Source organism: Variovorax sp. CCNWLW186 (genome assembly GCF_037203865.1).
GTDB lineage: Bacteria > Pseudomonadota > Gammaproteobacteria > Burkholderiales > Burkholderiaceae_C > Variovorax.
On sequence record NZ_JBBCBO010000002.1, the window covers coordinates 273,782 to 295,160 of the forward strand.

The 21,379-nt window shown below is 65.9% G+C and carries 19 protein-coding genes; 13 read left to right on the top strand and 6 right to left on the bottom strand.

What is annotated here, in order from left to right:
- The 6 genes from V9K97_RS03805 to V9K97_RS03830 all read left to right on the top strand — a co-directional run.
- On the top strand, positions 1 to 2,235 hold a 2,235-nt coding region (locus tag V9K97_RS03805; protein ID WP_337316313.1), incomplete at its 5' end, for a VWA domain-containing protein.
- Positions 2,236 to 2,420: 185 nt separating this feature from the next.
- Positions 2,421 to 3,821, top strand: a complete 1,401-nt coding sequence (locus V9K97_RS03810) for a TolC family outer membrane protein (protein WP_337316316.1) — start codon at positions 2,421 to 2,423, stop codon at positions 3,819 to 3,821.
- A 92-nt stretch (positions 3,822 to 3,913) separates the two neighbouring features.
- Positions 3,914 to 6,106, top strand: coding sequence for a type I secretion system permease/ATPase (locus V9K97_RS03815; protein ID WP_443302576.1), 2,193 nt, complete (start codon positions 3,914 to 3,916; stop codon positions 6,104 to 6,106).
- Positions 6,103 to 7,332, top strand: coding sequence for an HlyD family efflux transporter periplasmic adaptor subunit (locus V9K97_RS03820; RefSeq protein WP_443302529.1), 1,230 nt, complete (start codon positions 6,103 to 6,105; stop codon positions 7,330 to 7,332). The genes V9K97_RS03815 and V9K97_RS03820 overlap by 4 nt, the downstream gene beginning before the upstream one ends.
- 40 nt (positions 7,333 to 7,372) lie before the next feature.
- Positions 7,373 to 7,825 (top strand): outer membrane protein assembly factor BamE domain-containing protein, encoded by a 453-nt coding sequence (bamE, locus tag V9K97_RS03825; protein WP_337316320.1) that lies wholly within the window; start codon positions 7,373 to 7,375, stop codon positions 7,823 to 7,825.
- Positions 7,826 to 8,004: 179 nt separating this feature from the next.
- On the top strand, positions 8,005 to 8,466 hold the full coding sequence (locus tag V9K97_RS03830) for a winged helix-turn-helix domain-containing protein (protein ID WP_337316322.1): 462 nt from the start codon (positions 8,005 to 8,007) through the stop codon (positions 8,464 to 8,466).
- A 53-nt stretch (positions 8,467 to 8,519) separates the two neighbouring features.
- Here V9K97_RS03830 and V9K97_RS03835 read toward each other — a convergent pair whose 3' ends face one another.
- Together V9K97_RS03835 and V9K97_RS03840 are read right to left on the bottom strand one after the other, a co-directional pair.
- Complete coding sequence (locus tag V9K97_RS03835; RefSeq protein WP_337316484.1) at positions 8,520 to 9,404, bottom strand: DMT family transporter; 885 nt, start codon at positions 9,402 to 9,404, stop codon at positions 8,520 to 8,522.
- A gap of 8 nt (positions 9,405 to 9,412) precedes the next feature.
- Positions 9,413 to 9,820, bottom strand: coding sequence for a Fur family transcriptional regulator (locus V9K97_RS03840; RefSeq protein WP_337297885.1), 408 nt, complete (start codon positions 9,818 to 9,820; stop codon positions 9,413 to 9,415).
- A 74-nt stretch (positions 9,821 to 9,894) separates the two neighbouring features.
- Here V9K97_RS03840 and V9K97_RS27270 point away from each other — a divergent pair, with 74 nt between their 5' ends.
- The 6 genes from V9K97_RS27270 to V9K97_RS03870 all read left to right on the top strand — a co-directional run bounded on the left by V9K97_RS27270 (position 9,895) and on the right by V9K97_RS03870 (position 16,484).
- Positions 9,895 to 10,257, top strand: a complete 363-nt coding sequence (locus V9K97_RS27270) for a DUF2946 family protein (RefSeq protein WP_443098608.1) — start codon at positions 9,895 to 9,897, stop codon at positions 10,255 to 10,257.
- Positions 10,258 to 10,352: 95 nt separating this feature from the next.
- A complete protein-coding gene (locus tag V9K97_RS03850) occupies positions 10,353 to 12,440 on the top strand; it encodes a TonB-dependent receptor (RefSeq protein WP_337316324.1) in 2,088 nt (695 codons plus the stop codon).
- 8 nt (positions 12,441 to 12,448) lie between these two features.
- Entirely contained in the window at positions 12,449 to 13,183 is a 735-nt protein-coding gene (locus V9K97_RS03855; protein WP_337316326.1) for an ABC transporter ATP-binding protein, read from the top strand.
- On the top strand, positions 13,180 to 14,601 hold the full coding sequence (locus V9K97_RS03860; RefSeq protein ID WP_337316328.1) for a DUF3526 domain-containing protein: 1,422 nt from the start codon (positions 13,180 to 13,182) through the stop codon (positions 14,599 to 14,601). Before V9K97_RS03855 ends, V9K97_RS03860 begins: the two co-directional genes overlap by 4 nt.
- The gene (locus V9K97_RS03865) at positions 14,598 to 15,998 is read left to right on the top strand and encodes a DUF3526 domain-containing protein (RefSeq protein WP_337316330.1); all 1,401 of its coding nucleotides are present in this window, start codon (positions 14,598 to 14,600) and stop codon (positions 15,996 to 15,998) included. The genes V9K97_RS03860 and V9K97_RS03865 overlap by 4 nt, the downstream gene beginning before the upstream one ends.
- A 33-nt stretch (positions 15,999 to 16,031) precedes the next feature.
- Positions 16,032 to 16,484 (top strand): hypothetical protein, encoded by a 453-nt coding sequence (locus V9K97_RS03870; protein ID WP_337316333.1) that lies wholly within the window; start codon positions 16,032 to 16,034, stop codon positions 16,482 to 16,484.
- Positions 16,485 to 16,495: 11 nt separating this feature from the next.
- Here the strand turns inward: V9K97_RS03870 and V9K97_RS03875 are convergent, their stop codons facing one another.
- The gene (locus tag V9K97_RS03875) at positions 16,496 to 16,981 is read right to left on the bottom strand and encodes a DUF305 domain-containing protein (protein WP_337316335.1); all 486 of its coding nucleotides are present in this window, start codon (positions 16,979 to 16,981) and stop codon (positions 16,496 to 16,498) included.
- A 297-nt stretch (positions 16,982 to 17,278) separates the two neighbouring features.
- Between V9K97_RS03875 and V9K97_RS03880 the strand changes: the two genes are divergently transcribed.
- Positions 17,279 to 18,136, top strand: a complete 858-nt coding sequence (locus V9K97_RS03880) for an aldo/keto reductase (RefSeq protein WP_337316337.1) — start codon at positions 17,279 to 17,281, stop codon at positions 18,134 to 18,136.
- A 15-nt stretch (positions 18,137 to 18,151) separates the two neighbouring features.
- Here V9K97_RS03880 and V9K97_RS03885 read toward each other — a convergent pair whose 3' ends face one another.
- From V9K97_RS03885 to V9K97_RS03895, 3 genes are all read right to left on the bottom strand, one after another.
- Entirely contained in the window at positions 18,152 to 19,648 is a 1,497-nt protein-coding gene (locus V9K97_RS03885; protein ID WP_337316339.1) for a nucleobase:cation symporter-2 family protein, read from the bottom strand.
- A 141-nt stretch (positions 19,649 to 19,789) separates the two neighbouring features.
- Positions 19,790 to 20,566: a GntR family transcriptional regulator gene (locus V9K97_RS03890; RefSeq protein WP_258501811.1), complete on the bottom strand. Its 777-nt coding sequence runs from the start codon at positions 20,564 to 20,566 to the stop codon at positions 19,790 to 19,792.
- A gap of 48 nt (positions 20,567 to 20,614) precedes the next feature.
- Positions 20,615 to 21,352 (bottom strand): aspartate/glutamate racemase family protein, encoded by a 738-nt coding sequence (locus V9K97_RS03895; protein ID WP_337316342.1) that lies wholly within the window; start codon positions 21,350 to 21,352, stop codon positions 20,615 to 20,617.
- Positions 21,353 to 21,379 lie beyond the last annotated feature (27 nt).

Genomic DNA, 21,379 nt, shown 5'->3' on the forward strand with positions numbered 1-21,379 from the left:
GGCACCTACACGTACACGCCGGGCACGAACTTCAACGGCACCGACAGCTTCACTGTCGTTGTCAGCGACGGCAACGGTGGCACGACCACGAGCACCGTGGAAGTGACGATCAATCCGGTCAACGATGCGCCTGTGTTCGTCGGTGGAGACAACAATCCGACCGGCAGCTATTCGTTCTCGTACGACGAAAACAGCACGGAAGCAGACGTCCTGGGCGTTGTGAGAGCAACCGACGTGGACGGCCCGTCGACCACCTACGCCATCACGGCCGGCAACGAAAACGGGTGGTATGCGATCGACGCCGATGGCCGCATTACCCTGACTGCGACGGGTGTGAGTGCGCAGGCCAACAACTATGAAGCCGGCCCCAACGTCCACACGCTCACCGTGCGGGCCACCGACGGCGGCGGCGGCGCGACGGACATCACTGTCAACCTCGCGGAGCAGGACCTCAATGAAGCGCCCACGGTGAGCGCGACATCGGCAGGGCCTGTCTACGAGGATGCCTTGCCTGGCGGTATCTACGAGGGCTCCGACCACTCCGCCGTGACGCAGGGGACACTCTCGTTCGCCGATGGCGACTCGGGCACCGTGGCCTCCGATCTTGTCGTGTCGCTCGGTGGCCCGGCCGGCATCACCGCCCAGGGGCAACCCGTGACATGGAACTGGGATGCCGCCTCGAGCACGCTGACCGGCACCGCGGTGATCGGCGGGGTTGTGACCTCGATCATGACGGTGCAGGTGGGCTCCGTGAGCGAAACGAGCCCGGGCAATTTTGCAGCGACGTATACGGCTACTTTGACAGGCCCCATGGACCACCCGGCAGGTGGAACGGACGCGCTGTCCCTCGCCTTCACGGCCACCGTCGGCGACGGCGTGAACAACAGTGCGCCGGCGACCTTCAATGTCGGTGTGCAAGACGACGCGCCGGTGCTCGGCGACGGTCAGATCTCCGTGAACGTCGAGCCGCTCCAGACGAACCTGATGGTGGTGCTGGACCTGTCGGGCAGCATGGCCATGGAGGCCCCCACCCGGCTCCAGCGTGCCAAGGAGGCCATCCAGAAGCTGATCCAAGGCTATGACGACTACGGCGACGTGATGGTCAAGCTGGTGACCTTCAGCACGAGCGGCCAGGCCTATGAGAACTGGATGGACGCGGGGACGGCGATCTCGACCATCAATGCACTATCCTCCGGTGGAACGACCAACTATTGGTCCGCGCTGCAGGCTGCCATGAGTGCCACCGGCTACGACTCCACTGGCAAGCTGGTTGGGCCTGATGTTCAGAATGTCTCGTACTTCTTCACCGACGGCGAACCCAACGCCGGTGCAGGCATCACGCCCGACCGGGAAGCGACATGGACTGCGTTCCTGGCCGGCAGGGACATCGATTCGTACGCGGTCGGCATCGGCAACAGCCTCAATGCGGGACACGCGGCGCAGGTCAATCCGATTGCCTACGACGGCAGCACGGATCCGGATGGCACCGACAAGGACGGCCTGATCATCAGCGACACCAGCGAGCTGGACGATGTGCTCCAAGGCACGATCAGTCCACCGGCCGTGGGCAACCTGCTGACCGGCGGCCTCGGAGAGGGCCAAGGATTCGGAGGGGATGGCGGCTATGTCTCCACGTTGACAATCGACGGCGACGTCTATGCCTACGACACCGCCACCGGCCAGCTCATCGTGACGCCGGATGGAAGCGCCCCCGACTACGTCTTCGATGCGATTGCGAAAACGCTGACGGTGACCACAGAGGCAGGCGGGACGCTGTCCGTGGAGCTCGAGACAGGCGAATTCAACTACCAGGCGCTGCCGGCCAACTACACGGAAACCATCACCTATCAGGTCACGGACCGGGATGGCGATGTGAGCAACGTTGCGACCCAGACGCTGAACGTCACATTCGGCAATGCTGCGCCACCCTCCACTTTCAGTTTCATGGCCGCCGACTCGCTGGGGCTGCAGGCTGTGGATGGCCTCGAAGCGCAGGAGGACGCGAGCCAAATGGACTACGCCGCGTGGAAGGCGAATCTGCTGAGTTCGGGCGACAGTTCCGGGTCGTCCTTCGATGGACTGCTCAACGCCGCTTTCCTCTCGACGCATACGGCGACGGGCGTGCACACGGTGACCGGCGCAGGATCGTTCAGCGCAGATTCGCCGACCTTCGTTCCGCCGGTGGCGACTGCGCTCGACGACGAGCTGCACCACGCTGCGGCAATGTACGCCTAGCAGCTGACCAAGTGGCGCGGCGCTGCTCCGCAGAGCCGCTTGCCGCCAAGGGCGGATGCCACCTCGCCGAGCAACCGCTCGGCAGGTGGCAGCGAGGCTGCTTGGTGGATGGCGATGAAAGTCGAGGGGCTCACCCGTTCTCTGCAGGTCATTCGTCCGGTTTTCTTTTTTTCTCTTCTCATTCCATGCTTCCTTTTCTCATAGGCGCTCGGCGCAAGCGTGCGACTGCTCCCGCGGCGGTCGGAGCCTGCTTGCTGGCGCTGTCGGGCGTGGTACAGGCGCAGGTCATGCCAGGCTCACCCGGACATCCGCAGGTTCCAGCCGACGCGGTGCAATCCATGCGATTGAGTCTGCCCCAGGCCATGCGGGCAGCGGTCGAATGGCATCCCAGTGTCCGGACCACCGCGCAGCAGATCCTGCAGGCGGCCGAAGGCATCGAAACCGCGCGTGCGGGCTATTACCCTCAATTGCGCGGCGGCATCAACTCGCAACTGAGTAATCGGAACATCGGCTCCTATGAGAGCCGCCGGTTGAATACGATCGAACTGTCCGTGTCTCAAATGCTCTACGACTTCGGCAAAGTCGCAAGCGCGGTGCAACAGGCAGAGGCTTCGGTGGCTGCCACCAAGGCGCAATCCCTGCTGTCCGCGGATGATGTGGCGCGCGAGACCGCCTTCTCGTGGATCGAGATCCACCGGCAGAAGGAACTGGCTCAGATCGCGCGCGAACAAATCCATGGTGTTCAGGCACTGGCCGATCTGGTGCTGGAGCGCGGCCGGATGGGCGCGAGTTCGCGCTCGGATGTGGTCCAGGCCCAATCCCGCGTAGAGGCGGCCCGTGCCCAGCAGCTGACTGCGGATGCGCAGCTCGCCCGGTGGCGCGTGAATCTGATGCACCTCACGGGCTCTCGCTCGCAGGTCGACATCACCGATGCGCCTCCGGCCGCCCTCGACGCGGCTTGCCGAGCGGGCACGGACACGCAACAGATCAATCCACCCGCTGTGCAGCTTGCCGACGCCCAGCGCGAGATCGCCAAGGCGGACCTTCGCGCTGCCGAGGCGCAGCTCCTGCCCACGCTGTCGCTGGAGGGTTCGGCGGGCCGGGGCCTGGATGCCCGCTCACGCCTGCCGGGCGAGAACGGCCTGAACACCACCGTGGGATTGAACTTCTCCGCGCCGCTGTACGAAGGCGGCGGCAACCAGGCGCGCAAGCGCGCCGCTGCACACGCGCTGAGCGCGGCAGATGCGGCGCGGGCCCAGGCAGAGCTGGCGGCGCGTCAGTCGCTCGAGGATGCGCTCGCCCAATCGCAGGGCCAGGTCCAGCGTTTGCCCGTGTTGGCGGCCCGGGCCGACAGCATCCGTTCGACCCGCGATCTGTACAAGCAACAGTACCTGCAGCTGGGAACACGCTCGCTCCTTGATCTGCTCAATGCCGAGCAGGAGTACCACGCCGTGCGTTTCGAGCAAGTAGAAAGCGCGCACGAGCTGCAGCGCCTCTCGGTGCAATGCCTCTATCAGACGGGGCGGTTGCGCGCGGCGTTCGGCATCGACGATCTGAGCGCCAGCGTGGCCGGGAGCGTGCGATGAGTGCCAACGTCTCGCCGACCCGGAACAACGAGGCAGTGGAGGCCTCACCGGCAGCGGCTGCACGTGGACGCTCCGGCGTCGCGCAGGGTTGGATGGACGCGGTGCTGACCGTGGCCGCTCACTACCAGCTCGATGCGTCGCGCGAACGCATCCGCGTCGCGGCGGACTGGGACAGCAGCCTGACGCTGCAAGAGAGCGTGCGCCGGATGGCGCAGCAGGCCGGCCTCGCACTGCGCGACATGGCGCCTCGCCTGGATGCACTCAGTCCCTGGCGTCTCCCCGTGGTCGTTCAGCTCGATGGCGATCAGGTGGCCGTGGTCACGGCCATCACGGCCGAGGGGCTGCGTCTGGCCTTCTGCGGAGATCAGGGGGCGGAGAGTACGCGCACCATCGAAGAGCTTCAGCCTCATGTGCAGGCAATGGCCGTGCTTCGCCCATTGCAGTCGGCACCGGATTCGCGCGTGGACGGCTATATCAAGCCGGTCGAGCGCCACTGGCTGCGCCGCATCGTGCTCGCCGACCTGCGGCCCTTCGCGCACATTCTGATCGCGTCGTTCATCACGAACCTGATGGCCCTGGGGGGTGTGCTGTTCTCCATGCAGGTCTATGACCGCGTGGTGCCAGCCCAGTCGACGCCGACGCTCTGGGTACTGTTCGGCGGCGTCCTGCTGTCACTGCTCTTCGCATCGATGATGCGCGGTGCGCGTATGCACATCACCGATGCGCTTGGAAAGCGCGCCGACCTGCGGATCTCGGACCGCGTCTTCGGGCACGCATTGCGCGTGCGCAACACGGCGCGCCCTCGCGCGACCGGCACCTTCATCTCGCAGATCAGAGAGCTGGAACCTGTGCGCGAAATGCTCACCTCCACGACCGTCACGGCGGCGGCGGACCTGCCGTTCTTTCTGCTGTTCAGCGTGGTGTTCTGGTTCATCGCCGGTCCGCTGGTTCTGGTGCCATTGGCGGCGTTCGTGCTGCTGCTGCTTCCCAGCCTGCTGGCACAGCGCCGGTTGCGGGAGCTCGCACAGGCCAGCATGCGCGAGTCGTCGCTGCGCAGTGCCATGCTGGTCGAGGCGGTGCAGGGCATCGAGGACATCAAGGTGCTCCAGGCGGAACCCCGGTTCCAGAACCAATGGAATCACTACAACGCCGTCAACGCCGAATCGGGCCTGAAGCTGCGCGCGCTGCTCAACGGCCTGAACAACTGGCTGCAAACGGTCCAGGGGGGGGCGTTCGCCGTCGTGATCTTCTTCGGTGCCCCGATGGTGATTGCCGGCGAGATGAGCACGGGCGTGCTGGTGGCCGCCTCGATCCTGGTGAGCCGCATGCTCGCACCGCTGGCGGGCGTGACCCAGGTGCTCAATCGGTGGCAGCAGGCCCGGGTTGCAAGCCAGGGCCTGGACCAGCTGATGCAATTGCCGGTCGACCATGCGCCCGACAGCACGCGCATCCATCGTCCCTCTCTGCAAGGCGACTACGAGCTCCGGGAGGCCGCGTTCACCCATGATGGCCGAACGCCGGTGCTCAGCGTGAAGACGCTGAACATCCGCGCGGGAGAGCGCATCGCCATACTCGGACGCAACGGCGCGGGCAAGTCCACGCTGCTGCAGGCGCTGTCGGGGTTGCTCGAGCCCGCAGCCGGCACGGTGCTGCTGGATCGCGTGGCCCTGGCGCATATCGATCCTGCCGACGTGCGGCGGGACGTTGCCCTCCTGACGCAGAACGCCCGGCTCTTTCACGGCACGCTTCGGGAAAATCTCACGCTGGGCGCGCCGCATGCCACTGACGCCCAACTGATCGCTGCGTTGCGCGCCGTGGGCGCATGGGCCTTCGTGTGTCAGCTTGCTGCGGGCATGGATCATCCAGTGCAAGAGGGAGGCCTGAGCCTCTCCGGCGGTCAGCGGCAGAGTCTGCTTCTCGCACGCCTGATGCTGCGAGAGCCGCGCGTGCTGCTGCTCGACGAGCCGACTGCCACGCTGGACGAAGTGTCGGAACGCGAGGTCATCGCGACACTGCGTTCCATGGCGCCCGGTCGAACGCTCGTCGTGGCGACCCACCGCCCGGCCGTGCTCGATGCAGTCGACCGTGTCATCGTGGTCGATCGCGGCACCGTCGTGATGGACGGCAGGCGCGACGACGTGCTGGCGCAACTGCGCAAAGGTGCATCCGCGAGTTCTCCGGACGCAGCTGCGAAGCCGGAATTGCCACGGGTCATCCATCGCGTGCAGGTGCAGGGCCAGGCCACGCGCACGCAGGACGAACAATCTGGGAGAAATGCATCATGAACGCAGGTCTGAAGATCAGGCCTCACCCGGCTGCAGATGCGATGCGCCGAACAGCGGGCGTTGCGAACCTGGACGACTACGATGAAGTTCGCGCCAGCAAGTCCGGTCGAATCGTGTGGTTGGCAGCGGTGTTCCTGGCGGCGTTCTTCGCCTGGGCCTGGTACTTCCAGATCGACGAAGTATCCAGCGGCACAGGCAAGGTGATTCCCAGCTCGCGCGAACAGCGCATCCAGTCCCTCGAAGGCGGCATCCTGACCGAACTGCGCGTGCGTGAAGGTCAGATCGTCGAGAAGGGCGAGGTGCTCGCCCAGCTCGATCCAACCCGCGGCGAGTCGAACGTGGAAGAGTCCGCGGCGCGATATCGCGCGGCGCTCGCCAGCAGTGCGCGCCTGCGCGCGGAAGTCAATGGGCAGGGGGAGCTCAACTTTCCGGCTGAGCTCAAGGATTGGCCGCAGCTGACCTCCTCGGAGGCGGCCCTGTTCCGTTCGCGGCGTGCGGGCCTCGCCGAGACCGTGGGCGGCTTGAGCCAAGCGTTGGGGCTGGTGCGCCGCGAGCTGGAGATCACCCGCTCTCTGGTCGCCAGCGGGGCCGCCAGCAATGTCGAGTTGATCCGCTTGCAGCGCCAGGGTGCCGAACTCGAGCTCAAGATTGCGGAAGCGCGCTCCAGCTATATGGTGCGCAGCCGCGAGGAACTGGCCAAGGCGGATGCCGAGGTCAAGTCGCTGTCTTCCGTGGTGCGTGGGCGGGCGGACATGCTGGATCGACTGACGCTGCAGTCGCCCGTGCGTGGCGTGGTCAAGAGCCTGGACGTCACCACGATCGGTGGCGTGGTGCCGCCCAACGGTTCGTTGTTGACGCTGGTACCGCTCGATGACCAATTGCTGGTGGAAGTGCGCATCTCGCCACGCGACATCGCGTTCATTCATCCCGGCCAGAACGCACTGGTGAAGATCACCGCATACGACTACTCAATCTACGGTGGCCTGGACGGCAAGGTCGTGAACATCGCCCCGGACACCCTGCGTGACGAGGTCAAGCCCGAAGTCGTTTACTACCCCGTGCTGGTGCGCACCGATTCGGATGCGCTGGTCAGCAAGAACGGCAAGCGCTTTCCCATTGTGCCGGGGATGGTCGCCACGGCCGACATCCGGACCGGCCAGAAAACCGTCTGGGACTACCTGACCAAACCACTGAACCGCGCGCGAGAAGCGCTGCGTGAGCGTTGATCCATTCCTGCAACCACCCTGAAATATGAGGAGCCTTTCCATGCATTCTTTCCGAATCAACCCCGTGTCCGGCCTCGTGCTGAGCCTCGCGCTGATCGCAGGAGCGCTTCCTGCTGCTGCACGGGACAATCCGGTCGATCCGGTCAGCAACCCAAACAAGCTTGAATACCGCGACGTCGATGCGCGGCGCCCCGATTTCCGTGAACCCTTCTTGCGCGATGGTGTGGTCACGCAGCCGGCGGCATTCCGGCAGATCACTGTAGGCGTGGCAGCGGCCCAGGTGCAAAGCCTTTTGGGGCAACCGCTGCGTGATTCGCAGGGGCCGCGTGGTCCGGAATGGGACTACAACTTCAAGTTCCGCCTGCCCGAATCCAGCAACTACCTCGTGTGCCAATACAAGGTCGTGTTCGACGAAGGAAAGAAAACCGTGCGGGAGACCGTCTGGCGCCGGAAGCAGTGCCTGGATCTCGTGTCCAAAGCGACGGCCAAGTAACTCACCGGCAGCCCTCAGTCGGTTGGGTGCGGGTGTTTGCAACCGACCTGCATGCTCCTGTTGATAGGAGCAGTCCCGGGGAATACCTCGGGACACGCGGGCCGGCTGCGACATTCCGTCGACCCTGGAGGCGGAAGGTCGTGAGTCTGTCGCGACAACACCGTCGCATTGCTGTTTGCATGTCGGCCCCGAAGGAGAACACCATTCAGGACGCTCGTTACATCGAGAACGAGACGATTCAGCGTCTCGTGGGCATCTGCGGGCATCGCTCCGTCGTTGGGCCCTCCGCTGCAGGGACATTCGGACCCAGCCCGATACAGGCAGCGACTTGGGGTGACTATCACTTCGCGTTGAATGGCAGCAATCTCGTTCTCGTGAAAGGCGAGCGACTTCACCTGCACCCGCGGCAGTTCGCCGTCGCCTTTACATTTTTCTGCAACTTGGAGCAGGCCGTTTCCCAGGAATTTCTCCTGAATTCCTATTGGAAAAGTTCTCGAGCCTCCGATCCTTCACGCGCGCTTTCCACGTGCGTGTCGCAAATCCGTACGCATCTGAGCCTCGACCGCAAGAACGAATTCAAGCTGCTTCGACTCTCCGGCCGCAATTACAAGCTGACGGCACAACCACTGAGTTGGTGTTGAGCTGTAGGTTTGGCCGCCATCGTCGACGAGCCGTTCCAATGCACCCCCAGAGCCTATTCGGATTGCCGCGCGGGCCTTGGCACCTCGATTCGCGCCACCCACAGTCCGCTCGCAACGATCAGCGCACCGCCACCCAGCGTCCATGCATCGGGCGTGGCTTGCCAGAATGCCCAGTCCAGCACAAGCGCCCAGGCGAGGGCGCTGTATTCGAAGGGAGCGATGGCGGCGGCCTGGCCGTGGCGGAAGGCTTCAGCGATGGCCATCTGGCCCAGAAAGCCGCTGATGGCCAAACCCGCCAGCACCCACGTGTGCTGGGGCTGCATCGGCACCCACTGCGGCGCCGATAGCAGGCAACCACCCACAGCCATGCCGGCGGTGGTCCAGAAGACCAGCGCGGCGCTCGATTCGGTGCGGCTGATGAGTCGGCCCAGCATGTTCGACAGCGCGTAGCACACTGCGGCCGCCAGGATCGCCAGAGCGCCCACCGAGAGGAAGGCCCCCTGCTCGGGCCGCAGCGCGATCACGACACCGACGAAGCCCAGCCCGATGGCGACCCAGTGCCGCGGCAGGACTGGCTCGCCCAGCATCGGCACGGCGATGAGCACCATCAGCAGCGGAGCGATGAAAGTAAGGGTGTAGGCCTCTGCCAAGCCCAAGGACTTCAGGCCATGGACGAAGAGCACAAGCATCGTCATGTTCAGCCCGGTGCGCAGCAGGTGCAGGCGCCAACGCAGCCGACGGTTGAAAACGCCTGCTGCCTCGCGCCGCCACGCGATGTACAGGCACACCAGCGGTAGCGCCGTGAGGCCGCGCAGTGCCATCACTTGCACGGGCGGGTAGTGCCCGGCCAGGTTCTTGAGCAGCGCGTCCATGCAGGCGAAGAAGGCGCAGGCCAACAACATTGCGGTGATGCCGCGCAGAGTTCCGCTCGAGGGCATGCTCAGCGTCACCGGCGAGAGCGGGCACTCGCGCAATCCGCGCATCGCCCGTGCAGCGTCAGATCGTGGCGCTGCACCAGAAAACCCTTGGGCGCCAGGTCTTCCATGCGTCCGGGGCAGCCGTGAATCGGAAACACGCGCCCGCAATCGCCACAGTGGAAGTGATGGTGATGGTGGCCGGGCTCGCCATGATCGGACTCGCACAGCGCCTCGTAGCGCGTGGCCTGGCCCGGCAGATCGACGCCCACGATTTCACCGTCCTCCAGCAGGCTCTTCAGTTGCCGATAGACCGTTGAAAGGCTCAGGCGAGGGACCGAGCGCTGCGCAAGCTCGCAGATCTCCTGCGGGGTAAGAGACCGCCGGCTGACGGACAGCGCGGTCAATACCGCATCGCGTTGGCGTGTATGACGTTCCACGCGCCGATGGTAATCGCAAATGAGAATGGATTTGCAATTAGCGGGTTCGTCGCTATGATCCACGCTTTTCCGCCATGCGCATTTCTCGTTTTCTTCTCTGGCTGGTTCTTGCGGTCGCGTTCATCAACGCGGGCGCGGGCACGCCGCATGGTGCGGAAACGGGGGGCGGACATCAGGCTTCGGCGTCCGGGCATTTCCAGCATCTCCACAGCGCGGATGGCGGAAGCGAAGACGACGGCAACGAAGGTGGCGAGGCGCCCTGCCATTGCAGCGGGTGCATGGCGCACGCCCACCAGGTGCTGCTGGCTTCCAGGCCTGAGCTGCCGGCCAGCCCACCGCCTGCACGTCTCCAGCGCCAACGCCAGGCGCCGGCGCACGTCATTGCAGCCCCCGTGTATCGGGGCGCCTCGCCTCGGGGCCCGCCACAGAGCGTCTGAGGCCGCCGCGCAAGCAGCGCGGCCCACCTGAGTTCGTTGCAGACGCTGGCCGCGCGCCAGCGTGGCTGCTGCCTGACGTCTTCTTTCCTCCTTTCATGAACTCACCATCTCTGGGGTGCCGTGCACCCATGGCCTTCGCATTCGCCCTTGCGACGCCCTTGCTCGCTTCAGCGCAGACGCAAGCGCCGGCCGGCACGCTGAACGAAGTGCGCGTGACCGCCGAAGGCGACCGCGTCGGCCTTCAAGGCAAGCGCACGCAAGTCACCACCGACAGCACCGGCCTGCCCGCGGGCGTGACGGTCATCACGCCCGAAGAGCTCGGCACGCTCAACGTCGGGCGGGACATCTCGAACATCTTTCGCCGCGTACCCGGCGTGGTCGCCAACAACATCGACCAGGGCGACACGGGCAACGGCTTTCGCATGCGCGGCTTCGCCACCCAGGGAACGCACGGCGCGGACACCGCCGTGTATGTGGACGGCGTGCCCCAGAACATGCCGTCCAGCCAGGCCGGCGCCGGCCATGGCCCCGCCTTCCTGGAGTGGCTGACGCCCGACATGATCGGTCGCATCGACGTGATCAAGGGACCGGTCTCGGCGTTGTACGGGGACCAGAACCGCGCCGGCGCGGTGGGCATCACGACGCAAACGGTTCCCGCCTCGTCGAGCGTCGGAATCTCGCTCGAAAGCTACGGCGGGCGCCGCGGGTCGCTGGTGCTGTCCAACCGCTTCAACGACGTGCAGTCGCTCTTCATTGCCGATGCCTATCGCACGGACAGCTACCGGCGCGATGGCCGCATCGAGCGGGACAACCTGTTCTGGAAGCTCTCGACCCAGCTGGGCGATGGCCTGTACAGCCTGCGCGTGAACCACTACCGCTCCGAGTCGAGAGCGCCCGGCTACCTGCTGCTGCCCGATCTGCAGCGCGGCACTGTGGACCCCCGATCGACCCAATTCAACCTGCCGGGCTTCGGCAGCGGCGAACGCACGGCACTGGTCTTCAATCGCGCACCAGCCAGCGGCGAGGCAGGCTGGTACGCCACGGCCTATGGCGAGACTTTCGAACGGGTGCGCGGCACCTCGACAAGCAGCGTTCTGCAAACAGTGGGCGAGGACGACCGCCACTTCTACGGCGGGCGGCTGGCGCAGAACTTCGTCTTCGGCGATGCGGCCTCGCTTTTCGTGGGAGGCGAACTGCGGCGCGACAAGGGCGATGCGCTGCGCCGCGTCTGGCGCAATGGCGTGCCGACGGCCAGCTACATCAACAACCAGGAGCTGGATCTGCTGACCTATGGTTTGTTTGCCCAAGGGCAGTACAAGCTCGCGCAGAACTTCAAGCTGCTCGGCGGCGTGCGGCGCGACTGGCTCGACTACGACATCGGAAACCGCAAACTGCCCGCCGCCTCCACCGACTACACCAGTGCCGTGACGACACCGAAGATCGGTGCGGTGTGGAGCGTGACGCCGAAGCTCGACATCTTCGCCAACATTGCCGAGGGCTTTCGATCGCCCGCCGCGGAGCAGATCAGCGGCAGCGGCGCGACCGGGCCGTTGGGCGCGCGCGGCGGCGCGGTGTTCGACGTGGCGCCTTCGAAGGTCAAGTCCCACGACCTGGGCTTCACGGTGTCGCCCACCGCATCGTGGAGCGCTTCGGGCGTGGTCTATCACACGCTCAACCAAGATGAAATCGTCGCGCAGGCGGATGGCTCGTTCAAGTCTGTGGGTGAGACCACGCGCAAGGGCTTCGAGCTCGAATCGCGGCTGCGGATCGACAGCGCATGGTCGGTCTACGGCAGCTACGGCCGCGTGCTCGAGGCGCGCGTCAACAACCCGCTGCCCAACACCGGCGAGCGGTTGTCGGTGCCGCGGCACCAGGTCAAGCTGGGAGCGGAGTACCGCCAACGCCTGGGCGAAGGCCGGCTCACCGTGAATGCCGACGCCTATCTGACCTCCGGCAATCCGTACTACGAAGGCACGCCGCAGACCCAGCTGCGAACCATGCCGACCTATACGCGCTACGACCTCAAGGCAACCTACGACTGGCAGCAGTTTCAGTTCTCGGTCTTCGCGATCTTTCAGCCGCGGCGGTTTGCGAGCGACATCGCCTACGGCACCGCGGCCGGCTTGCTGGTGTCGCCGCAGCCGCGCACGCAGGTCGGCGCGTCCATGCGGTACTTTTTCTGAGGCGCCGCATGGATCACGAAGTGCTCTCGGCGCGAGGGCTGGTCGTCACCTTGGGCGGGCGCCGCGCAATCGACGGACTCGACTTGAGCGTGCCGGCCGGCAGCGTCTACGCGCTGCTCGGCGGCAACGGGGCGGGCAAGACAACCACGCTGAACGCACTGCTGGGTTTCGTGGCGCCGTCGGCCGGAAGCGTCCAGGTCGCCGGGGTCGATCCGCTCCGCAACGCTGCTGCGGCGCGGCGCCATCTGGCCTACCTGCCCGAGAACGTGGCGCTGTATCCGTACCTGAGCGGCATCGAGAACCTTCAGTACTTCTGTGCGCTGGGTGGCGTGCCGCTGGCCGATGCGGCCGCACGTGCCCTGCTGGACCAGGCCGGTCTGCAAGCGGCGTCGCACACAGCGCGTGTCGCGACTTACTCGAAGGGCATGCGGCAAAAGGTCGGCCTTGCCATTGCGCATGCCAAACATGCAAAGGCGATGCTGCTCGACGAGCCCACCTCGGGCCTCGACCCTGGTGCCGCGAACGACTTTGCACAGCGCGTGCGCGCCGCTGCCGACGCCGGCATGGCCGTGCTGATGGCCACGCACGACCTGTTCAACGCCAAGCAGGTTGCGGACTGCATCGGAATCATGAAGGAAGGGCGTCTCGTCGCGCAGTTCGATACGCACACCGTCAGCCACGACGAGCTGGAGCGCGCCTATCTGGCTCACACGCGCGCGGCGCCCTTGGAGTCGGTCGCATGATGGCCGCCGCCGTGCTGCGAAAGGAACTGCGCGCGCTCGTTCGCGACGGGCGTTTTGTTGTGCTTGCCGTCTCGATGTCGCTGCTGCTGGCCAGCCTGCTGTTCGCTTCGGCCCAGCAGCAGCGGCGGCTTGCGCACGAGAAGGCGCAGGTCAGTGAACTGGTGCGCCAGCAGTGGGATTCGCAGGGCGACAAGCACCCGCATCGTGGCGCGCATTTCGGCCTCTACGCCTTCCGCCCCGACTCGCCGCTGGCCGTGGTCGATCCCGGTCTCGGCCCTTACCTGGGCCAGGCGCTCTGGCTCGAACCGCATCGGCGCAACATGACGCGCTTCCGTCCGGCGGCCGACGAGCCGCCGTCGGTGCGCTTCGGGTTTTTCACTCCGGCCTTCGTGCTGCAGGCGCTGCTGCCGTTGCTGATCGTCGCCCTGGCTTTCAACGCCGTCAGCCTGGAACGGGAAAGCGGAACCTTGCGCATGCTGCACAGCGCCGGCTTGCCGGGCCGCACGCTGCTGGCAGGAAAGTTCCTGGCGCTGCTCGCGGTGGTCTCGCTGGTTCCGCTGGCCGCAGTGGGGGCGGGTCTTGCGTTGGTGACGGCAGGCGCATCGCCTGGCGCGGACACCGTATGGCGCGCGGCCGTTCTGGCGGGCACCTTCTTGATCTACTGCGGTGTCTTTGCAGCCTTGGCGCTGGCGGTGTCAGCCATGGTGGCGAGCAGCCGGCGCGCGCTGTTCGTCTTGCTGGGCCTGTGGATCGCCTTCGTCTTCGTCGTGCCGCGCCTGGGTGCCGCGAGCGCGCAGGCCGCTGCACCGCTGCCGACGGCCGAGCGCTTCTGGGGCGACATCCAGCGCGACTACGCCGAAGGCCTGCCGGGCGATGGCGCGCTGGCCGTGCGCAACGAACGTTTCGATGCGGAGCTTCTGCGCCAGCACAACGTGCGTCGCCTGGAAGACCTACCCTTCGGCGCCTATGCGCTGCGCCGGATGGAGCGCGACGCCTACGCCGACCGCGTGCATGCGATCCACTTCGGTCGCCTCTGGGATCGCTACGCAATGCAGGAGAGCGTTGCGCGCATTGCCTCGGCACTCAGCCCGACGACGGCCATGCGTGCGATCTCGATGAAGCTCTCGGGCACCGACCTCGCGCATCAGCGCCACTTCGAGGAAGCGGCCGAGCAGTACCGCCGCCGCGCGAACATCAAGATCGACCAGTGGGACATGGACAACACCCGCGGGCTGACTTCGTTCGACGACAAGTACGCCGGCGACGCGCTGTGGCGGTCGGTCGATGCGTTTCACTACACGCCGCCCAACATCGCTTTCACATTGCGCGCAGCGTTGCCCGACCTCGGCTTGCTGCTCGCCTGGGCGATGGCGGCCTGCGGCTTGCTGGTGCTTGCCGTGCGGAGGCTGCGGCCATGATGAACCTCATCTTGCGTGCGGAATGGCGGCGCTTCGTTCGCCAGCGCACGCATCTCTGGGTGTCGGGTGTTTTCGCCGCGCTGCTGTGCGTGAGTGCGCTCTGGTCAGGGCTTGCCGCCAGGGAATTGCGGCTCCTGAATGCGCAGGAGATGGCCACGTGGGAACAGGCGCGAACACAGGCGCGCGAGGCGGCAGCCAAAACGAGCGCCGCCGCGCCGAGGGGTGACGCCAAGGCAATGATGGCCGCATTCCAGTTCGCCCGGCTCAACGCGCCGCCCGCGCATCTGCCTGCGCTCGGCGGCCTTGCCCTTGGAACCGGAGCATTCGAGTTGCTGAGCCCGACGATGCGCGTCACGGCCGAGAGCCGGCATACCGACGCCCGCAAGAGCGACCGGATCTCGAACCCGCTGCTCGAAGACCTGGGCCCGCCTGATTTCGCGACGCTGGTCGCGCTGCTGCTGCCGCTCGCCATCCTGGGGCTTTGCTACGGACTGGTGCAGGAGGACCGGGAGCAGGGCCGGTGGCGGCTCGTGGTTGCGCAATGCGCGCGACCCTGGAGGGTGTTCGCGATCGCGCTCTGCATTCGCGCGGCGGCGGCCTGGTCACTGGCCGCCGGTGCGTCGCTGCTGGCGTTTGCGCTGGACCCGGGCTCGACCTGGCACGCCGCGGTGGTCTGGCTGGCGACACTGGGCGCGTTCACCGTCTGCTGGACCGCATTGGCCGGGCTGTTCTGCTTGCTGCCGGTGTCGTCCGGCGCTGCCGCGCTCGGCATGCTCGGTGCGTGGCTGCTGGCCACGTTCGTCGTACCCGCGGCCTTGGCGGGCATTGCCGACAGTGAGGCGCCGATGCCATCGCGGTTGACGGCCGTTGCCGAACTGCGCGCGGCCCAGCAGGACGCCGAAGTGCATATGGAGGAGCACCTGGCCGCCTGGTACGCCGCTCACCCGGCTGACCGGCCGGCCGGGCGCAGCACCCATACCTGGCCGGTCAGCTTCCTGCCGAGGTACCTGGCCCAGGACCGCGAGATCCGGCCGCTGATGGCGGAGTTCGACGAGACCCGCGCGCGCCGTTTTGTTCTGCTCGAGCGATGGTCCTGGCTTTCGCCGGGCATGGCGCTCGCGATGACGGCCGACCGGCTTGCAGGAATCGATGCCCCGCGCTACGCGCGGCATGTGAAAGCCGTCAATTCATACGAGGACGCCTGGCGTGCCTATTTCGTGCCCCGGGTCATGAGCTACCGCGGGTTGACTGCGGAGCACTACGACAAGCTGCCCATGTTCGAGCCTGTGGCAATACGTCCGGAGAGCGCGGCCTGGCGAGGTGCGATGGCGTTGAGCATCCTGGCTGTCGCATTGATCGGAACCGTGGGCCTTGCGCGCGCCGGCCTTCGTGCTTGAGCCGCTACCTTCGCATCAATTTTTCGAAGCACCATGATTTTCAGAGACGACAGTGGCGGCTTTGCGTTCTCCTGCGAAGACGCGAAGATCTCCGTTTGCACAAGCACGTGGAACAAGCGCCTGTCGCAGATCGCGCGCGTGGTCGGCCCCGTCCTGGTCATGACCGGGGCCCTTCCCGACCCGGAATACATCGCCCAGACCTTGGGCAAGCGCCCGCGAGACATCTTCATCATTGCGAATGCCGATGCGCAAAAGGAGGCGAGGGCGCTCAAGCTCCGCTTCCCCGATGTACGCGTGGCGCTGCATCACAGCAACAACGCCAAAGTCGTGCTCGTGGCGCCGGACACGGTCTGGGTCTCCAGCGCTGACTTCGGCAAGACCACGCGGATAGAGTCCGCGGTCGGTCTTCACTCAAGCGCCGTGTTCGACAAGGCCCGGGAGTCTTTTTTCAACAGGATGTGGGCGGAGGCCACTGAGATCGCTTGAGTCGCCGGGCCCTACATGGTGTTCAACCGGGCCCGTATCGCATTCATCTGTTCGATCTCGCTGCGCTGGGAATCGGAGATCTGGCCGCACAGCTTGACCAGCTCAGGGTCTTTCAGGCTGGCCTCGCGGCACATGAGAATGGCGCCGGAGTGGTGGGGCACCATCGAGGCGACGAACTGCTTGTCGCCGATCACGCTCTGCTGCCGCGTGCCGGCAAGCGCGGCGACGAAGAGGATCGCAAGCGCGGCATACAGCACGCCGTTGACCGCCTTGTTGGGGTACATCCCGCGCATCGTCGCAAGCATGATGATGCCCATGGGCGCGACCATGGTGAGCGCCATGTAGAACATGTTGAGGTTGTTGCGGAAGTCGCCCCAGCCGTCGATCATCGAAAACATGACGAAGTACATGATGACGAGGCTGAGCAGCATGTTCAGCGCAAACATCATGTAGTGGTGCGTGCCCCCGTGCCGGGAGGCAGGGTCTTGGTGGCCCATGGTGTTCTCCTTGTGATGGCGGAACGGGCGAGGGGCGTGGTGTGCTTTTCATGTCATGCGCTTTGGCCCACGAGCGCGGCTCATTGGCTTGTCCGCCGGCATGTCTGGCTGCGGGTACATCGTGCTTGCTCAAATCTCACTAAAAGCACTGTCCGGACCCAGAGGAGCTCACCACGTCCGAAACCAGACTGCGCCGTTGCAGCCTTGGCTTCTGTCAGCGGGATGCTGAAGCCGTGTAGGAATTGGCCCGACAACCGACAGTCTTGCCTCGGGCATGCGACCCGCTACGATTTGGCCATGCGAACACTCCCTATCTCCAATGCCCGCGACATTCCGGTGCTCGGCTTCGGCACCTGGCGCATGGGCGAGGCGGCGAACCGCCGCGCGGCAGAAGTGGCCGCGGTGCGCGACGCCATCGCCATGGGCTACCGGTTGATCGACACCGCCGAGATGTACGGCGAGGGCGGCGCCGAAACGGTGCTTGGCCAGGCCGTGGCCGAGGCGCTGCGCGCCGGCGACGTGCGGCGCGACGAGCTCTTCATCGTCAGCAAGGTCTACCCGCACAACGCAAGCCGCCGCGGCACGCCCGAAGCCTGCGAGCGCAGCCTGAAGCGCCTGGGGCTCGACATGATCGACCTCTACCTGCTGCACTGGCGCGGCAGCCATCCGCTGCGCGAAACGGCCGATGCGATGCAGGCACTGGTCGCCAAGGGGCGCATCGGCCATTGGGGCGTAAGCAACTTCGACACGGACGACATGGAAGAACTCGCGCAGGCGGTGGGCCCAGGCCCTGGCTGCGCGGCCAACCAGGTCTACCTTTCGCTGGGTGAACGCGGCCCTGAGTTCAGCCTGTTGCCCTGGCTGCGCGAACGCGGCATGCCGCTGATGGCCTACAGCCCGATCGACCAGGGCGCGCTGGCTTCGGACAAGGCGCTGGGAGTGTTGGCTGCGCGACTCGGCGTGACCGCCGCGCAGCTCGCCCTTGCGGCCGTGATCGCCAGGCCCGGCGTGGTTGCCATACCGAAGGCGGTGCGCAGCGCCCATCTGCAGGAGAACCTTGCTGCCGCCGACCTCGAGCTCGACGCGGCCACGCTCGCCGAGCTCGACCGCCTCCATCCACCGCCCCGGCGCAAGGCACCGCTCGCGATGATCTGAACTGACGGGCGGCGGTCAGTGCGCTTCGGCCTGCTTGGCCGCGGCAATCACCGCCTGCTCGTCGTGCTTGGCACCGTTCAGGAACAGGTTCAGCAGCACCGCGCTGATCGACGCCAGCAGAATGCCCGATTCGACCAGCGAGTGGATCCCATGCGGCATCCACTGCTTGAAGTTGGGTGCAATGAGCGGAATCATGCCAATGCCGATCGACACCGCGACGATCATTGCGTTGTGCCGGTTGCCCTTGAAGTCCACGCCCGAAAGAATGCGGATGCCGGTGGCGGCCACCATGCCGAACATCACCAGGCCCGCGCCGCCAAGCACCACCGTGGGCAGCGATTCGATCAGCGCCGCCATCTTGGGCAGCAGGCCGAGCACGACGAGGATCACGCCGCCGGCCACGCAGACGTAGCGGCTCTTCACGCCCGTGACGGCCACCAGCCCCACGTTCTGCGAAAAGCTGGTGTACGGAAAGGTGTTGAAGATGCCGCCGATGAGCGTGCCCAGGCCGTCGGTGCGCAGGCCCTTGGCGAGTTCCTTCTGCGTGATCTTGCGGTCGGTCATTTCGCCGAGCGCGAGGAACATGCCGGTCGACTCGATCATCACCACGATCATGATGAGCGTCATCGTGAGGATCAGGATCGGGTCGAACTGCGGCATGCCGAAGTGAAAGGGCAGCACCACGTCCACCCACGCCGCCTTGCCGACCTTCTCGTAGGTCATGAGACCCGTGGCCGAGGCCACCACCGCGCCGATCACGATGCCCATCAGCACCGAGATGTTGGCGATGAAGCCCTTGGCGTACTTGACGATCAGCAAAATGGACACCAGCACCAGCGCCGCCACGCCGAAGCCCGGCAGGTCCGCGTACTTGGGGTTGGGCACCGTGGGCATGATGGCAAAGCCCTTGGGCACCGCCGGGATCGAACTGCCCGGCGACGTGACCTCCGCGAGCCACTTGGCGTACACCGGGTCCACCAGCGCGGGCGCCGTCGGCCCCACCGGGTTGCCGAAGATCCAGTTGATGCCCACGCGCATCAGGCTGATGCCGATCACCGCGATGATGGTGCCCGTGACCACCGGCGGAAAGAAGCGCAGCATGCGGCTCACCATCGGCGCGATCAGTATCGACACCACGCCCGCGCCGATGATGGCGCCGAACAGCAGCTGCGCGCCGTTCTGGCCGGGGTTGGCGTTGGCAATGGCCACCATGGGCGCGACCGATGCGAAGGTCACACCCATCATCACCGGCAGCTTGATGCCGAACCATTGAGTGGCGCCTAGCGCCTGGATCAGCGTGGCAATGCCGCAGCAGAACAGGTCGGCCGAGATCAGCAGCGCGACCTCGTCGGGCGACAGCTTGAGCGCACGCCCCACGATGAGCGGCACCGCGACGGCGCCCGCATACATCACCAGCACATGCTGAAGGCCGAGCGCCGCGAGCTTGCCGGAAGGCAGCCGCTGGTCCACCGGATGAACTGTGCGAACAGGGGAAGAGGTCTCGGCCGTCATCGTGCATCTCCTGGCGAAGCAAGGGGAACATGCGTGGGCGGCGCGGCTTGGCGTGGCGTCCACAATGTGTGTACGCCAAACTGTATACAATTTATGCGGCAAACTGGATGCAGGAAAACCCGCACCGCGGCGGCTTGCTTTCTAGGCGAGCAGCGCCTTCACCAGGTCGAGCTGCCGGTCCGGCTTTTCGGTGCCCAGCTCCAGGCTGGCCTCGATGCGCTGCAGATGGTCGATCATGCAAAGCACCGCACCTTCCACGTCGCCCTTGCGGCAGATGCGCAGAAACTCCGAATGCTCGTCCGACGAGCAATGCGGGTCGTTCGACGAGTGGTAGAGCATGGCAATCAGCGAACTGCGCGCCACCAGTTCGCGCACCAGTTCGGCCAGGGTCTTGTTTCCCGTGGCCTCGGCCAGCGCCACGTGGAAGTCGCCCAGCACCTTCTCGCGCACGGTGCCCGTGGTGGTGGTCTGGCGCAGCGCCGTGCGCTCGAAGCGGATGTGCTGCTCCAGCACCTGGTAGTCGCGCGTGCGGGCGTTGGCAATGAACAGGCGCACCACTTCGCTTTCGAGAATGCGGCGCACCGCGAACACCTCGCGTGCCTCTTGCACCGTGGGCTGGCACACGAATGCACCCTTGTCGGGAATGATCTCGATGAGCTTGTCTTTCGACAGCATGAGCAGGGCAGCCCTGATCTTGGTGCGGCTCACCGAATAGACGCGCCCCAGCGCTTCTTCGCGCAGCCAAGTGCCCGGAGGCAGGCGCTTCTCGACGATGGCGGTGGCGATGTCCTGCGCGATGCTTTCGATGGAACTGCCCTTGTCTGCGGCAGGTGCGGCGTTTTCTGCCGCGGCGGTGGCAGCAGCGTCAGGAGTGGGAGAGATGGCAGGGGCGGATGATTTGGAGCTGGCGCGAGGCATGCGGAGATTGTGGCCCAGCAAGGCCGTTGCCGCGCCCCGAACGCCCAGCTACCTGGGCAGGGTAAAACCCTCGAGCGCACCCTTCATGGTCTTGGGCAGCGGGTGCGCCAGTTCGCCGCGCTTGCTGGTTTGCAGCTTCAGCGCGACCAGCGATTCGATGAGCTTGGTGCCCGCCGCGACGCCATTGATCACCGGCACGCCGAGCAGCCCGCCGATGTGCTCGCACAGGTCGGTCATGCCGGCGCAACCGAGCACGATGCAGTCGGAGCCGTCTTCCTCCAGCGCGCGGCGGCATTCGTCCACGATGCGCTCGCGTGCGTTGGAGCCGGGCTCCTCGAGCTCGAGCACCGGCAGCTCGCAGGCGCGCACGTTGGCGCAAAAGCGCTCCATGCCGTAGATCTCGGCCAGGTGCCAGGCCTGCCCCATGGTGCGGCCCAGCGTGGTCACCACGCTGAAGCGGCTGCCCACCATGCTGGCCAGGTGCATGGCGGCTTCGGCAATGCCCACCACCGGCCCGCGCGCCAGTTCGCGTGCGGCCTTCAGTCCCGGATCGCCGAAGCAGGCGATCACGTAGCCGTCGATGCCGTCGCGCTCGCCGGCCGCAATTTCCTGCAGCAGGCCGGGCACGGCCAGCGCCTCGTCATAGTGGCTCTCGATGGAGACCGGCCCCATGGCCGGGCTGACCGCGACGATTTCCGTGCCGGGCTGCGCCACCGCACGGGCGCAGGCGCCGATCTTCTCGGTCATGCTCCAGGTGGTGTTGGGATTGATGATCTTGATGCGCACGGCGCGGCCCTTTCTTCTCTTTCAGTA

Bases quoted from the DNA above. Each gene is read 5' to 3' on its own strand.
- V9K97_RS03870 (WP_337316333.1), top strand. From the start codon at position 16,032: ATGATTTTCAGAGACGACAGTGGCGGCTTTGCGTTCTCCTGCGAAGAC.
- V9K97_RS03850 (WP_337316324.1), top strand. From the start codon at position 10,353: ATGAACTCACCATCTCTGGGGTGCCGTGCACCCATGGCCTTCGCATTC.
- V9K97_RS03885 (WP_337316339.1), bottom strand. From the start codon at position 19,648: ATGACGGCCGAGACCTCTTCCCCTGTTCGCACAGTTCATCCGGTGGAC.
- V9K97_RS03855 (WP_337316326.1), top strand. From the start codon at position 12,449: ATGGATCACGAAGTGCTCTCGGCGCGAGGGCTGGTCGTCACCTTGGGC.
- V9K97_RS03810 (WP_337316316.1), top strand. From the start codon at position 2,421: ATGCTTCCTTTTCTCATAGGCGCTCGGCGCAAGCGTGCGACTGCTCCC.
- V9K97_RS03880 (WP_337316337.1), top strand. From the start codon at position 17,279: ATGCGAACACTCCCTATCTCCAATGCCCGCGACATTCCGGTGCTCGGC.
- V9K97_RS03860 (WP_337316328.1), top strand. From the start codon at position 13,180: ATGATGGCCGCCGCCGTGCTGCGAAAGGAACTGCGCGCGCTCGTTCGC.
- V9K97_RS03875 (WP_337316335.1), bottom strand. From the start codon at position 16,981: ATGGGCCACCAAGACCCTGCCTCCCGGCACGGGGGCACGCACCACTAC.
- V9K97_RS03890 (WP_258501811.1), bottom strand. From the start codon at position 20,566: ATGCCTCGCGCCAGCTCCAAATCATCCGCCCCTGCCATCTCTCCCACT.
- V9K97_RS03820 (WP_443302529.1), top strand. From the start codon at position 6,103: ATGAACGCAGGTCTGAAGATCAGGCCTCACCCGGCTGCAGATGCGATG.
- V9K97_RS03830 (WP_337316322.1), top strand. From the start codon at position 8,005: ATGTCGGCCCCGAAGGAGAACACCATTCAGGACGCTCGTTACATCGAG.
- V9K97_RS27270 (WP_443098608.1), top strand. From the start codon at position 9,895: ATGCGCATTTCTCGTTTTCTTCTCTGGCTGGTTCTTGCGGTCGCGTTC.
- bamE (WP_337316320.1), top strand. From the start codon at position 7,373: ATGCATTCTTTCCGAATCAACCCCGTGTCCGGCCTCGTGCTGAGCCTC.
- V9K97_RS03815 (WP_443302576.1), top strand. From the start codon at position 3,914: ATGGACGCGGTGCTGACCGTGGCCGCTCACTACCAGCTCGATGCGTCG.
- V9K97_RS03865 (WP_337316330.1), top strand. From the start codon at position 14,598: ATGATGAACCTCATCTTGCGTGCGGAATGGCGGCGCTTCGTTCGCCAG.
- V9K97_RS03835 (WP_337316484.1), bottom strand. From the start codon at position 9,404: ATGCCCTCGAGCGGAACTCTGCGCGGCATCACCGCAATGTTGTTGGCC.